The organism is Thalassovita sp. (assembly GCF_963691685.1).
Taxonomy (GTDB): domain Bacteria; phylum Pseudomonadota; class Alphaproteobacteria; order Rhodobacterales; family Rhodobacteraceae; genus Thalassobius.
In genome coordinates, this window is the sequence record NZ_OY829290.1 from 1182260 (window position 1) to 1195361 (window position 13102).

At 60.1% G+C, this 13102-nt stretch carries 11 protein-coding genes; 8 read left to right on the forward strand and 3 right to left on the reverse strand.

The window, feature by feature from the left end:
* The 5 genes from thrC to ACORLH_RS05810 all read left to right on the forward strand — a co-directional run bounded on the left by thrC (position 1) and on the right by ACORLH_RS05810 (position 5627).
* A complete protein-coding gene (thrC, locus tag ACORLH_RS05790; RefSeq protein ID WP_321831658.1) occupies positions 1-1389 on the forward strand; it encodes a threonine synthase in 1389 nt (462 codons plus the stop codon).
* The gene (locus ACORLH_RS05795; RefSeq protein ID WP_321831659.1) at positions 1386-2648 is read left to right on the forward strand and encodes a pitrilysin family protein; all 1263 of its coding nucleotides are present in this window, start codon (positions 1386-1388) and stop codon (positions 2646-2648) included. Before thrC ends, ACORLH_RS05795 begins: the two co-directional genes overlap by 4 nt.
* The gene (locus tag ACORLH_RS05800; protein WP_321831660.1) at positions 2648-3229 is read left to right on the forward strand and encodes a GNAT family protein; all 582 of its coding nucleotides are present in this window, start codon (positions 2648-2650) and stop codon (positions 3227-3229) included. Before ACORLH_RS05795 ends, ACORLH_RS05800 begins: the two co-directional genes overlap by 1 nt.
* A gap of 123 nt (positions 3230-3352) precedes the next feature.
* A complete protein-coding gene (locus tag ACORLH_RS05805; RefSeq protein ID WP_321832782.1) occupies positions 3353-4165 on the forward strand; it encodes an MBL fold metallo-hydrolase in 813 nt (270 codons plus the stop codon).
* A gap of 43 nt (positions 4166-4208) precedes the next feature.
* Positions 4209-5627, forward strand: a complete 1419-nt coding sequence (locus ACORLH_RS05810; RefSeq protein ID WP_321831661.1) for an FAD-binding oxidoreductase — start codon at positions 4209-4211, stop codon at positions 5625-5627.
* A gap of 22 nt (positions 5628-5649) precedes the next feature.
* Here ACORLH_RS05810 and ACORLH_RS05815 read toward each other — a convergent pair whose 3' ends face one another.
* Positions 5650-6756, reverse strand: coding sequence for a pyridoxal phosphate-dependent aminotransferase (locus ACORLH_RS05815; protein ID WP_321831662.1), 1107 nt, complete (start codon positions 6754-6756; stop codon positions 5650-5652).
* 115 nt (positions 6757-6871) lie between these two features.
* On the opposite strand from ACORLH_RS05815, the gene ACORLH_RS05820 reads away from it, so the two are divergent.
* Positions 6872-7660 carry a crotonase/enoyl-CoA hydratase family protein gene (locus ACORLH_RS05820; protein ID WP_321831663.1) on the forward strand — a complete coding sequence of 263 codons (789 nt, stop codon included), beginning with the start codon at positions 6872-6874 and terminating at the stop codon, positions 7658-7660.
* Between the two features lie 21 nt (positions 7661-7681).
* Here the strand turns inward: ACORLH_RS05820 and ACORLH_RS05825 are convergent, their stop codons facing one another.
* A complete protein-coding gene (locus tag ACORLH_RS05825; protein WP_321831664.1) occupies positions 7682-8014 on the reverse strand; it encodes a DUF1992 domain-containing protein in 333 nt (110 codons plus the stop codon).
* A 130-nt stretch (positions 8015-8144) separates the two neighbouring features.
* Between ACORLH_RS05825 and ACORLH_RS05830 the strand changes: the two genes are divergently transcribed.
* Positions 8145-11231, forward strand: a complete 3087-nt coding sequence (locus ACORLH_RS05830; protein WP_321831665.1) for a valine--tRNA ligase — start codon at positions 8145-8147, stop codon at positions 11229-11231.
* A 169-nt stretch (positions 11232-11400) separates the two neighbouring features.
* Here ACORLH_RS05830 and ACORLH_RS05835 read toward each other — a convergent pair whose 3' ends face one another.
* Positions 11401-11835: an Lrp/AsnC family transcriptional regulator gene (locus ACORLH_RS05835; protein WP_321831666.1), complete on the reverse strand. Its 435-nt coding sequence runs from the start codon at positions 11833-11835 to the stop codon at positions 11401-11403.
* 117 nt (positions 11836-11952) lie between these two features.
* Here ACORLH_RS05835 and ACORLH_RS05840 point away from each other — a divergent pair, with 117 nt between their 5' ends.
* Positions 11953-13086, forward strand: a complete 1134-nt coding sequence (locus ACORLH_RS05840; RefSeq protein ID WP_321831667.1) for a type III PLP-dependent enzyme — start codon at positions 11953-11955, stop codon at positions 13084-13086.
* The last annotated feature ends 16 nt before the right edge of the window (positions 13087-13102 follow it).

The following is a 13102-nucleotide window of genomic DNA, read 5'->3' on the forward strand; positions in this document are numbered from 1 at the left end:
GTGAAATACGTTTCGACCCGGGGCAAGGCGCCCGTTCTGAATTTCGAAGAAGCCATGCTGACCGGTCTGGCCCGTGACGGCGGCCTGTATCTGCCCGAAACCATCCCAACGATGAGCGCGGATGAGATCGCAGCGCTGGCCGGCCAGCCCTATGAAGAGGTCGCGTTCCGGGTGATGAAACCCTACATCGGTGACACGTTCAGTGATGCCGAGTTCAAAGAGATCATCGCCAAGGCCTATGCCGGTTTTGGCCACGCCGCCCGCGCCCCTATGGTGCAGCTGGGCGACAACCATTTCCTGCTGGAACTGTTCCACGGCCCAACGCTGGCGTTCAAAGACTTCGCCATGCAGCTCATCGGTCAGTTGTTCCAGGCCTCGCTGAAACGCTCGGGCAGCCGGGTGACCATCGCCGGTGCCACCTCGGGCGATACCGGATCCGCAGCCATTGAGGCGTTCAAAGGCTTGGATGCGGTGGATGTGTTCATCCTTTACCCGCATGGCCGCGTGTCTGAGGTGCAGCGCCGTCAGATGACCACGCCTGCAGCAAGCAACGTACATGCGCTGGCGGTGGATGGTCACTTTGATGACTGTCAGGCCCGTGTGAAGGATATGTTCAACGACTTTGACTTCCGCGATGGCGTCAAATTGGCAGGGGTGAACTCGATCAACTTTGCCCGTGTGCTGGCGCAGGTCGTCTACTATTTCTCCTCAGCCGTCAGCCTTGGCGCGCCGCAGCGCAAGGTCAGCTTCACTGTGCCCACCGGCAACTTCGGTGATATCTTTGCGGGCTATATCGCCAAACAGATGGGTCTGCCGATTGACCGTCTGGTGGTGGCTACAAACCAGAACGACATTCTGCACCGCTGCCTCAGCACCGGCGAATACCGCCCAGATGGGGTGGAGCCGTCGATCAGCCCGTCGATGGATATTCAGGTGTCCTCAAACTTTGAGCGCGCGCTTTACTACGCCTACGATCAGGACGGCGGTGCCGTCAGCCAGCTGATGGATGAGTTGCAGGCCGGTGGCTTTACCGTTTCGCAAGGGGCGCTCAGCAAACTGCAGGAGCTGTTTGACAGCGGCAATTGCTCAGAGGCGGAAACCTCTGCCACAATCAAGGATTTCTACGCCACAACAGGTGAGTTGCTGTGCCCGCACAGTGCTGTTGGCGTTAAAGTTGCCGAAGAAAAACGCGATGCCTCGGTGCCGATGATCACCCTGGCCACGGCACATCCGGCGAAATTCCCCGCCGCTGTGGAAGAGGCGAGCGGGCAACACCCGGCCCTACCTTCGCGTATGGCGGACTTGTATGATCGCGCTGAGCGTGTCACCCGTGTGGGCAACGACCTCAATGCGTTGGAAACCCTGATCAAGGACCGTATCGCCAAGTGACTGTAAAACTGCATAGCCTGCCCAATGGATTCCGGGTGGTCTCGGAGTTGATGCCGGGGCTGCAATCGGCGTCGATTGGCATCTGGGTCCTCGCAGGTGGTCGGCATGAGCGGCTGGAACAAAACGGCATCGCCCACTTCCTTGAGCATATGGCGTTTAAGGGCACGGAAACCCGCAGCGCGCTGCAGATCGCTGAGGCGATTGAAGATGTGGGCGGCTATCTGAACGCCTATACCTCACGTGAGGTGACGGCCTATTATGCCCGTGTCCTGCAGGATGATGTGCCGCTGGCGCTGGATGTGCTGTCTGACATCGTGCTGAACCCGATCTTCGACCCACGTGAGATCGAGGTGGAGCGTGGCGTGATCCTGCAAGAGATTGGTCAGGCTCTGGATACACCAGACGATGTGATCTTTGACTGGCTGCAGGAACAGGCCTATCCCGGTCAGGCCTTGGGCCGGACCATTTTGGGCCCAACGGAGCGGGTCAGCAGTTTTGGCCGCGAAGACCTGTCGCGCTTTGTGGCGGAACGCTATGGGCCGGGTCAGATGATCTTGGCAGCGGCTGGGGCCGTTGACCATGATGCGCTTGTCAAAGCGGCAGAACGGATCTTTGGTCACCTACCAGCCCATGACAGTGCGGCCTATGAGATCGCCAAGTTCCGCGGCGGCGAACATCGCCAGATCAAGGATCTGGAACAGGCCCATTTCGCGCTTGGTCTGGAAAGCCCGGACTACGGCAGCGACGATATTCACAAGGCACAGATCTACGCAGGTGTGATGGGTGGGGGCATGTCCTCACGCCTGTTCCAGGAGGTGCGTGAGAAACGCGGCCTGTGCTACACCATTTTTGCGCAGGCCGGGGCCTATGCAGACACCGGTATGATGACGCTTTATGCCGGAACCTCGGGGGATCAGCTGGAGGAGCTGGCCACCGTGACGCTGGATGAGATGAAGCGCGCGGCCGAGGATATGACGGAAGAGGAAGTCGCCCGCGCACGGGTGCAGATGAAAGCGGGCATGTTGATGGGGTTGGAGAGCCCATCAAACAGGGCGGAACGCTTGGCCCGTATGATACAGATCTGGGGGAGGGTGCCCGGGGTGGAGGAGATCGTGCAAAAGATCGATGCCGTCACTTTGGGCGACGTGAAGGGATTTGCCGAAACAATGGCCGTATCCGCACCTGCAGCACTGGCGCTTTACGGGCCAGTATCGCAGGCTCCCACATTGGAGGCGATGCAGGAAAGGCGCGCGGCATAGTGTTTGGTGGCAAAAAGCAGGTTCGGATCGAGACCGAGCGGTTGACCCTGCGTCTGCCGCAACACACTGATTTCAAGGCGTGGAGCTCTCTGCGCCGCACGTCCAAGGAATTTCTGAAACCTTGGGAACCTGCCTGGGCCCCGGATCATCTGAGCCGCAAAGCCTTTGCCAATCGCGTTTACTGGGCCGGGCGGGCGTTTAAGAATGAGACCGCCCTGCCTTTGTTCATTGTCCGCCGTGAAGACGAAGAACTGGTGGGCGCCATCACCCTGGACCATATCCGCCGCGGTCCGGCGCAGGCCGGCACCCTGGGTTATTGGATTGGTGAGAAATATGCCCGTCAGGGCTATATGCGTGAAACCATCGATACGCTGGTTTACCACGCCTTCCACCGTATGGACCTCAGCCGGATTGAGGCCGCTTGCCTACCGGAAAACAAACCCAGCCGTGATCTGCTGGAAAAATGCGGCTTCAAATATGAAGGTGTGGCGCAGAGCTATCTGGAGATTGATGGCCGGTGGCGCACCCATGTGCTTTATGCCCATATCCGAATGGATCGCCGCGGCCGCACGGAAGGCTGAACTGAAGGCTGATCCGCCACATCCGTGACTTGCAGGCTTGGCGCGCTATCTCCGGCTGAAGGAGGTGACGCGATGATCCGTTTCTTAACCGTTTTGACGGCCCTTGCAGTGTCGACATTGGCAATGACGGGCTTTGCAGCCAACGCGCAGACGGCGCAACCGCGTATCGCCAGCCATTGTATTGCGCTGGCGCAATCGGCACCTGGTCTGACCTACCTGCATCACGCTTCGGAAACTGATAATTTCCGCGCTCCTTTGCCCGAATTTGATGTGCGCATTCACTACCTGTCGCATGCATCTTTCCTGATCCAAAGCCCCGGAGGTGCCTCGGCGGTGACGGATTACACGGGCTATATCGGCAATGTGGATTTCCTGCCGGATGTGGTCACTATGAACCACGCCCATGACACCCATTGGACGGCCTTCCCGGATCCGGCGATCCCGCATGTGCTGAAAGGCTGGGGGGAAAGTTTCGGTGCGGGCATCGATCACAACCTGATGGTCAAGGACATGAAGGTGCGCAATGTCTCAACCGATATCCGCAGCCACAGCGGGGTTGAGCCCGAGGGCAATTCGATTTTCGTGTTTGAGGCGGCAGGTCTGTGCATCGGCCACCTTGGCCATCTGCATCACGAACCGGACGCCGCCCAATATGCAGCGTTAGGCCGCATGGATGTGGTGATGGCGCCGGTGGATGGTGGCATGACGCTGGATCTGGATACGATGACCAAGGTTCTGAAACGTCTGCGGGCCTCAGTGGTGATCCCGATGCATTGGTTTGGTCGCTATACGCTGGATCGGTTCTTGGCGGATATGTCGGACCAGTTTGCCATTGAACGCACCGGTAAACACAGCCTGCAACTGTCCCTCAGGGATCTGCCCAAGACACCCACTGTGGTGGTGTTGGAACCGCGACATATTGAGGAATATGAGTGACGCTCTCTTGTCCTGATGGCCCCGGCCACGCTATGCGACAGGCATGGATTTGAACGCTGTTACCCCCGCCTTTCTTGATGCCCTGCGCGCTGATCTGGATGCGCGCTGCTTTCGTGATGTCACCCCAAACTACCTGGAGGAGCCGCGTGGCCGCTGGCAGGGGCAGGCAGGCGCGGTCTTGGCACCGGGATCGGTGGAAGAGGTTTCCCTGATCCTGAAGGCCGCCCACGCGGCCCGGGTTCCGGTGGTGCCTTATGGCGGTGGCACCGGGCTGGTTGGCGGGCAGGTGATGGGGCAGGGGCCCGCGCCGATCATCCTGTCGCTGGAGCGGATGACCAAGGTCCGCGCCTGCTACGCGCAAGAAAACGTGCTGGTGGTTGAGGCCGGCGCCATCCTGCAGGACATTCACGCCGTTGCGGCCGAACATGACCGCCTGTTCCCGATGTCCATCGCCGCCAAAGGTTCGGCCCGGATCGGCGGCTGTCTGGCGACCAATGCTGGCGGGGTCAACGTGCTGCGTTATGGCAATACCCGGGATCTGGTTCTGGGCATTGAGGCGGTTCTGCCAGACGGTCAGATCTGGAATGGCCTCAGCCGGCTGCGCAAAGATAACACCGGCTATGACCTGAAAAACCTGATGATCGGCTCGGAGGGCTCCCTCGGAGTGATCACGGCGGCGGCGCTGAAACTGTCCCCGATCCCGGCAGGGCAGGGCACTGCGGTGATGGTTGTGGAAACCCCCGCTGCTGCGTTGGAGCTGCTGTCGCTGGCGCGCAGCCATATGGGCGAAGCGGTTTCAGCCTTTGAGCTGATCCACCGTCAGGGGCTGGATTTCATGGCCGAACACCTGCCTGACTTGCGTCAACCCTTGGCCGAGGTGCCGGAATGGTCGGTGCTGATCGATGTGGGCCTTGCCCGCGGACTGGACCCGTCCGAGGCACTGGAAACCCTGTTTGTTGAGGCGGCTGAGGCCGGATTGGTCAGTGACGGCGTGATTGCGCAGAACGAACAGCAGCGCCATGAGCTGTGGGAAATGCGCGAACAGATCCCTGAGGCGAACCGTCTGGTCGGGTCAATCTCCAGCCATGATATCAGCCTGCCGCTGAGCCGCATTGCGGAGTTCATCACAGAAGGCTGGGCCGCTCTGACGGCTATGGGCGACGTGCGGGTCAATTGTTTTGGTCATCTGGGCGATGGCAACCTGCACTTCAACGTCTTTCCTGCGGCGGGCAAAAGCCGGGCTGATTATCTGGACATTCGCGATGCGATCAAAACCTGCGTGCATGACATGGTGGCGCGCTATGACGGCAGCGTCAGCGCGGAACATGGCATTGGCCGGTTGAAAGTGGCTGATCTGGAAAAATACGGCGATCCGGTGAAATTGGCGCTGATGCGTCAGATCAAGGATGCCTTTGACCCGCAGGGCATCATGAACCCCGGTGCGGTGTTGCGCGCGGAATAACCGCGCGCATCTTTTTGGGGTGTTAGCCGCGGGCCTCAGCGAGGGCTTCCGGTAAAGCTTGTGCAAAGGCGGCCAGATCTTCAGGCCGTCCGGCGCTGACCCGGATGCAGCGGTTTTGCGGCGCCACAAAGGGCATCCGCACAAAGACGCCGCGGCGGACCAGCGCATCCAGCACCGCCTTGGCAAAACTGCCATCGCTGCCGCAATCAATGGCGACGAAATTGGTGGCCGAGGGAACAACGGTCAGGCCATTATCGGCAGCGATCCGGCCAATTTCATTACGGGCTGCGGCGACATTGGTGCAGGTTTCCTGCAGATACTCCTGATCCGCCAAGGCCGCCAAGGCCCCGGCCTGTGCGGCGCGGTTCATGCCGAAATGGTTGCGGATCTTATTGAAGGCGGTGATCAACTCCGCCGCGCCCAATGCGTAGCCAACCCGCGCGCCCGCCATGCCGTAGGCCTTGGAAAAGGTGCGCATGCGGATCACCCGGGGATCGTCAATGTCGATCTCGGCGGCGGTGCCTTCAGGGGCAAACTCCACATAGGCCTCATCCAGGATCAGCAGCGCGCCCTCTGGCAGCTTGTCCAATGCGGCGACGATTTCAGCCCCTTTGTGCCAGGTGCCCATCGGGTTGTCGGGATTGGCCAGATAGACCAGCTTGGCGCCAACCTCGGCGGCTTTGGCCATCAACGCTTCGGGATCTTCATGGTCACCCCTGTAGGGGACCTTGTGCAACACGCCTCCAAAGCCCGCGACATGGTAGTTGAAGGTCGGATAGGCCCCTTCGGAGGTGACAACCGCATCGCCTGCGCCAATCAGCAGACGCACCAGATAGCCCAACAGACCGTCAATGCCTTCGCCCACCACGATATTGGCCGGGGTGATCCCCAGATCGGCCGCCAGGGCGCTGCGCAGATCATGGTTTTCCGGATCGCCATACATCCAGATCTCAGCGCTGGCGGCCTGCATCGCGGCGATTGCCTTGGGTGAGGGGCCAAAGACGTTTTCATTGGCCCCAAGGCGCGCGTCAAAGGCGCGGCCCATGGCACGTTCCTGCGCTTCGGGGCCGACAAAGGGCACGGTTGCAGGCAGGCTTTCGGTCAGCGGGGTGTAGCGTGGTCCAGTCATGGCCCCTCGATAGCGGCCGGGCGACGCCGGGGCAAGAGAGCCCTGCCGTCACGTTCTGCTGGATTTCATCGGCCGCAAGGATCAAGCTGATCGCAAATTTTCCGGAGGAGCACCCATGTCCCGCGTCAGCACAGTTATTGAAAACCACGTTGCCCATGTCACCCTGACCCGTGGCGATAAGATGAACGCGCTGGACACCGAGATGGTTGAGGCGATCATCGCCGCAGGTGAGGCACTGGTGGACAATGATGAGGTCCGCGCCGTGGTGCTGTCGGGCGAAGGCGGGGCCTTCTGCGCCGGTCTGGATCTGATGAATTTCGCCAAATTCGCCACTCAGGATCCCGAAGACTTTGTGATGAAGCGCACGCACGGCAACGCCAATGCCTTTCAGGAGGTCTCATTGGTTTGGCGCAAGGTGCCGGTGCCGGTGATCGCGGCGCTGCATGGGGTGTGTTTCGGCGGCGGTATGCAGATTGCGGCGGGCGCTGACATCCGCATCGCCCATCCCGAAACCAAACTGGCCATTATGGAAATGAAATGGGGTCTGATCCCTGACATGGGCGGCATGGTGACCCTGCCACATCTGATGCGCGCCGATCACCTGCGCCGTTTGACCTATACGGCCGACCCGGTGCTGGCACCGCAGGCGATGGAGATGGGGCTGGTCACGGAACTCTCGGACGACCCACTGAAGGCCGCACAGGATCTGGCTGCAAAAATCGCGCTGAAAAGCCCCAGCGCCACCCGCGCCGCAAAGCGCCTGTTGGAGTTTGCGGAAACGTCAGATGATGAAGACGCGATCCTGCATCTGGAAAGCCGTGAACAGGCAGACCTGATCGGCAAACCGCATCAGTTGGAAGTGATCAACGCCAACATGCAAAAACGCGCACCGGTCTTTAAATAACAACTCAGCGCGGCCGCAGGGTCACGACATGAACTTGCGCCGCGCATCCCGCGCGATGTTGTAGCGCATTTCCAGATCGGCGATCTTTGCCATGATCGCCTTTTTCTCGGCCTCGCCAGATGCGGACTGCCATTCCTTGCGGGCGGCCTCCAACTCTTTCTTCAGACCGAACTCTTCCGGCACCGCACCGGCCTCAGCCATGATGCGCACGCCTACGGCTGTGGCGGGATCAACCACGCTTGCCTCTGGGTGGTCCGGCAGCGGTTTGCCCTCACCCTCCAGCCCTTCCAATTTCCCCTCAGCTTTCGCCTTGAGGATCTGACGTTCAATCAACTCACGAAATGCACGTAGCATCGACGGGGATCCTTTCGATCACGCTGCAGCATATATGGGGATCGGCGGTGCAGTTTAACAGTAACGTCTTTCCCTTCGCGGTCCAATTCGATAGACGGTTTTGAAACGGATTTGACACGAGATCACGATCATGGCGATGGAAAAAACCTTCAACGCGGCCGAGGCAGAAGCCCGGTTGCTGACTGCCTGGGAACAGGCTGGCTGCTTCAAGGCGGGCGCAAACGCCAAGCCTGAGGCCTCGACCTACAGCATCATGATCCCACCCCCGAACGTCACCGGCGTTCTGCACATGGGCCATGCCTTCAACAACACGCTGCAGGACATCCTGATCCGCTGGAAACGGATGCAGGGCTATGACACGCTCTGGCAGCCGGGCACCGACCACGCGGGCATCGCCACCCAGATGGTTGTGGAACGCACCCTTGCCGAAACCCAGCAGCCTTCGCGCCGCGAATTGGGCCGGGACGCCTTTCTTGAAAAAGTCTGGGAGTGGAAAGAACACTCCGGCGGCACCATCATCAACCAGCTGAAGCGTCTGGGCGCCTCCTGTGACTATGGCCGCACCGCCTTCACCATGTCAGGCGCCCCCGGCGCGCCTGCGGCCGAGGCCGATGGCAACTTCCACGATGCCGTTATCAAAGTCTTTGTGGAAATGTACAACAAAGGCCTCATTTATCGCGGCAAACGTCTGGTGAACTGGGACCCGCATTTTGAAACCGCGATTTCTGACCTTGAGGTGGAAAACATCGAGGTGGCGGGCCACATGTGGCACTTCAAATACCCGCTCGCCGGGGGTGCGACCTACACCTATGTGGAAAAGGACGAGGACGGCAACGTCACCCTTGAGGAAGAGCGCGATTACATCTCCATCGCCACCACCCGTCCCGAAACCATGCTGGGCGACGGCGCGGTGGCCGTGCACCCCTCGGACGAACGTTACGCGCCAATCGTCGGGCAGCTCTGCGAAATCCCGGTAGGACCGAAAGAGCATCGTCGCCTGATTCCGATCATCACCGATGAATATCCTGACAAGGACTTCGGTTCCGGTGCGGTGAAAATCACCGGTGCCCATGACTTCAATGATTATCAGGTCGCCAAACGCGGCGGCATCCCGATGTACCGCCTGATGGACATGCGCGGTGGCATGCGTGCCGATGGTGCGCCTTATGCCGAAGAGGCCGGCAAAGCGCAGGCCCACGCCAAAGGCGCGGCGTTCACCGAAAACGAAGTGGACGCGATCAACCTGGTCCCCGATCACCTGCGCGGTCTGGACCGGTTCGAGGCCCGTAAGGCCGTGGTGAAAGAGATCACAGACGAAGGTCTGGCCGTTATGCAGACCCTCACCAAAACGGTGAAGGACGAAGACGGCAATGAATCCGAGGTCACCGAAGTGGTGCCCTACGTTGAGAATAAGCCGATTATGCAGCCCTTCGGCGACCGCTCCAAGGTGGTGATCGAGCCGATGTTGACCGACCAGTGGTTCGTCGATACCGCCAAGATCGTTGGCCCGGCGCTGGACGCGGTGAAAAACGGCGACGTGAAGATCATCCCCGAAAGCGGTGAGAAGGTCTATTACCACTGGCTGGAAAACATCGAGCCATGGTGCATCTCGCGCCAACTTTGGTGGGGCCATCAGGTGCCGGTTTGGTATGGGCCAACCAAGGAGCAGATAGAGACCGCCAAGCGTGCGCATCAAGAACTGTACGAAGGTGAAGGGCATTTGCCAGCCAAGGTTTGGTCTTGGCCGTCCTCTGCTGAATTCAAAGCTTTCTGCGCGTCGAACGAGCAAGAAGTCATCAAGGTGGCCGCTGCATACTACGGTGACGATGTATTTGGCGTTTCCACGAGCACCACCCATCCGAGCCCTCAGTATTCTTACATCGGCCAAGAAGGAGAAGGGAACTCGGTACGATTGTATCGCGACCCCGACGTCCTCGACACCTGGTTCTCCTCCGGCCTCTGGCCGATCGGCACGCTGGGCTGGCCCGAAGATACCGAGGAACTGGCGAAATACTTCCCGACCTCAACCCTGATCACCGGTCAGGATATCCTGTTCTTCTGGGTCGCCCGCATGATGATGATGCAGCTGGCTGTGGTTGACGATATCCCGTTTGACACCGTCTACCTGCACGGTCTGGTGCGCGACGCCAAAGGCAAGAAGATGTCGAAATCCACCGGTAACGTGGTGGACCCGCTCGACATCATCGACGAATACGGCGCCGACGCGCTGCGCTTCACCAATGCGGCCATGGCGTCGATTGGCGGTGTGCTGAAGCTCGACATGAAACGGATCGAGGGCTACCGTAACTTTGGTAACAAACTGTGGCAGTCGCATATCCTTGCCGAAATGAACGGCGTCTTTGACGTTGACTGCTCCACCCGTCCCGAACCGACCCATGCGGTGAACAAATGGATCATCGGCGAAGTCGGCCGCGTGCGCGAAACCGTGGACCGGGCGCTGACGGATTTCCGTTTCAACGACGCCGCGCAGGCGCTTTATGCCTTCTTCTGGGGCAAGGTCTGCAACTGGTATAATGAGTTCACCAAGCCGCTGTTCCAGAACGAGGACCTGCGTCTGGAAACCCAGCAGACCATGGGCTGGGTTCTGGATCAGTCGCTGATGTTGCTGCACCCGATCATGCCCTTCATGACCGAAGAGCTGTGGTCGAACCGCACCCGCGCCAAGATGCTGGTCCATGCCGACTGGCCGACCTATGGCGGCGAACTGGTGGATGAGGCAGCTGATGCGGAAATCACCTGGGTGATCTCGGTGATCGAAAACATCCGCTCGGCGCGCGCGCAGATGAACGTGCCCGCTGGCGCCTTCGTGTCTCTGGTTCAGACCGAAGCGGATGCTGCAGCGCGTGCCGCCTGGACCAACAATGAGGCGCTGATCAAAAAAATGGCGCGTGTTGAGGCTTTGACCGAGGCGGAGGCCACCCCGAAAGGCTCCGTCGCCATTGCCGCCAAAGGCGCCACCATTGTGATGCCACTGGCCGATCTGATCGATGTTGCCGCCGAAAAGGCCCGCCTGTCGAAGAAGCTGGGCAAAATCCAGAAAGAACTCGGCGGTCTCAAAGGGCGTCTCAACAACCCGAAATTCGTCGCCTCGGCGCCGGAAGAGGTCATTGAGGAAGCCAAAGAAAACATGGCCCTGCGGGAAGAGGAAGAAGCCCAGCTGAACGCCGCGCTGTCGCGTCTGGCCGAACTGGACTAAATCCGCGCCAGTTTACAGATTAAGGGCTGCCCTCGGGTGGCCCTTTTTGTTTCAGGGATGGGTTTTGAGTATTTGGGGAACATTGAAAGGCGCTTTCATCGTTTCCCAAATACTCTGGGGGAATTGGCCGTCAGGCCAAGGGGGCAAAGCCCCATTTTCGCAGTTCTCGTCAGAACCCACGATCAATCTTGGTGCTGAGCTGGATCAAGCTTTCTGAACTGCGCACACCTTTGGCCTCGCCGATCCAATCAAGGGTTTCGTCCAGCTCTTCGGTTGTGTCCGCGCTGATTTCGGCGATCATATCAAACCGTCCCGAGGTGGTGTGCACCCGCATCACATTTGGCAGCGCCTTCAGCCGTGACAGCACCGCCGGGCCAGACCGGGGCTCCACCGACAGTAGCGCCGTGGCCCGCAGCCGCTGCTGCGCGGGCTGGCCCAGCCGCAGCGTGTAGCCTGAAATGGTGCCATTGGTTTCCAGCCGTTCCAGCCGGGCCTGCACGGTGGTGCGCGCCAGATCCAGACGGCGCGCCAGCTGTGCCACGGGCATACGAGCGTTTTCCGCCAAAAGCGCAAGAAGGCGCTGATCGATATCGTCACTCTGCATGGCTCTGGAGTAAATTAGACGATCAAATCTGTCAAATCGATCAGGATGCCCGGACAGTCTGACAAAGATTCGGCCGATACTGACGTTAAAAGAAGACCAAGACCAAAAGAGGTATCCATGCGGCCTGACCCCCATTGGCTGAGCCCCGAGCGCCACCTGAAACGCGAACAGCCCGATCACCCGGTGATGTATTTTTCCCCGGTGGTGCTACAGCAGACCGCGCATCGCTTTATGGAGGGGTTCCCGGGGCTGGTGACCTATGCCGTCAAGGCAAACCCGGCAGAGGCGGTTCTGGTCAATCTAGTTGCGGCTGGCATCACCTCCTTTGATGTGGCCTCGCCGGCGGAAATGTCCGCGGTGCGCGCGGTCTGTCCGGATGCGACCCTGCATTACAACAATCCCGTACGCTCCCTGGCGGAGGTGGAGGCGGCGAAAAGCTTTGCCATCGCATCTGCCTCGGTCGATTGCCTGTCAGAGCTGGACAAGCTTGCCCCCTTGGGCACCGATCTGGAGGTGACGGTGCGTTTGGCCCTGCCGGTGAAGGGCGCGGCCTATGATTTCGGCGCCAAGTTTGGTGTTGGCCCCGAAGGTGGCATTGCCCTGCTTAAAGAGGTGGCGCGCCGCGGCTACCGCCCGGCAATCTGTTTCCACCCCGGCACGCAATGTGCGGATCCCGCCGCTTGGGCTGCCTACATTCAAGAGGCAGCCGATGTCGCCAAGGCAGCTGGTGTGCGGATTGAGCGGATGAACGTTGGCGGCGGCTTTGCCTCGCACCGCGCTGGTCCCAGCCCGGATCTGGAACGGATCTTTGCCGGCATTCGCGCCGCGACCGTCGCCGCTTTCGGCGATGAGGCACCTGATCTGGTCTGTGAGCCGGGCCGCGCCATGGTGGCTGAGGCCTTCACCTTGGCCACCCGCGTCAAAGCGATCCGTGAAGAGGGCGCCGTGTTCCTCAACGATGGGCTTTATGGCGCCCTGTTTGAGTTTCGTGACATGTGTGCGGTGGAGCGGGTGCGCGCAGTCTCGCCCGGAGGGCAGGGGCGAGCTGGAACGGCAAAGCCGATGGTGGTTTTCGGTCCAACCTGTGACAGCATCGATCGCCTGCCAGAGCCGGTGGAACTGCCGGATGCTCTGCAAGAAGGCGACTATGTTCTGTTTGACGGCATGGGCGCCTATTCGCTGTCGCTGGCAACGGATTTCAACGGTTACGGATTGGGCCGCCCGATCACCGTTGCGTCACTTTCCGGATAGGTTTCCCGACAGCGCT

What these genes read in the sequence shown, in the direction of transcription:
- ACORLH_RS05805 (WP_321832782.1), top strand. Translation starts at nt 3,353, where the DNA reads ATGACGGGCTTTGCAGCCAACGCGCAGACGGCGCAACCGCGTATCGCC.
- ACORLH_RS05810 (WP_321831661.1), top strand. Translation starts at nt 4,209, where the DNA reads ATGGATTTGAACGCTGTTACCCCCGCCTTTCTTGATGCCCTGCGCGCT.
- ACORLH_RS05815 (WP_321831662.1), bottom strand. Translation starts at nt 6,756, where the DNA reads ATGACTGGACCACGCTACACCCCGCTGACCGAAAGCCTGCCTGCAACC.
- ACORLH_RS05820 (WP_321831663.1), top strand. Translation starts at nt 6,872, where the DNA reads ATGTCCCGCGTCAGCACAGTTATTGAAAACCACGTTGCCCATGTCACC.
- ACORLH_RS05825 (WP_321831664.1), bottom strand. Translation starts at nt 8,014, where the DNA reads ATGCTACGTGCATTTCGTGAGTTGATTGAACGTCAGATCCTCAAGGCG.
- ACORLH_RS05830 (WP_321831665.1), top strand. Translation starts at nt 8,145, where the DNA reads ATGGCGATGGAAAAAACCTTCAACGCGGCCGAGGCAGAAGCCCGGTTG.
- ACORLH_RS05835 (WP_321831666.1), bottom strand. Translation starts at nt 11,835, where the DNA reads ATGCAGAGTGACGATATCGATCAGCGCCTTCTTGCGCTTTTGGCGGAA.
- ACORLH_RS05840 (WP_321831667.1), top strand. Translation starts at nt 11,953, where the DNA reads ATGCGGCCTGACCCCCATTGGCTGAGCCCCGAGCGCCACCTGAAACGC.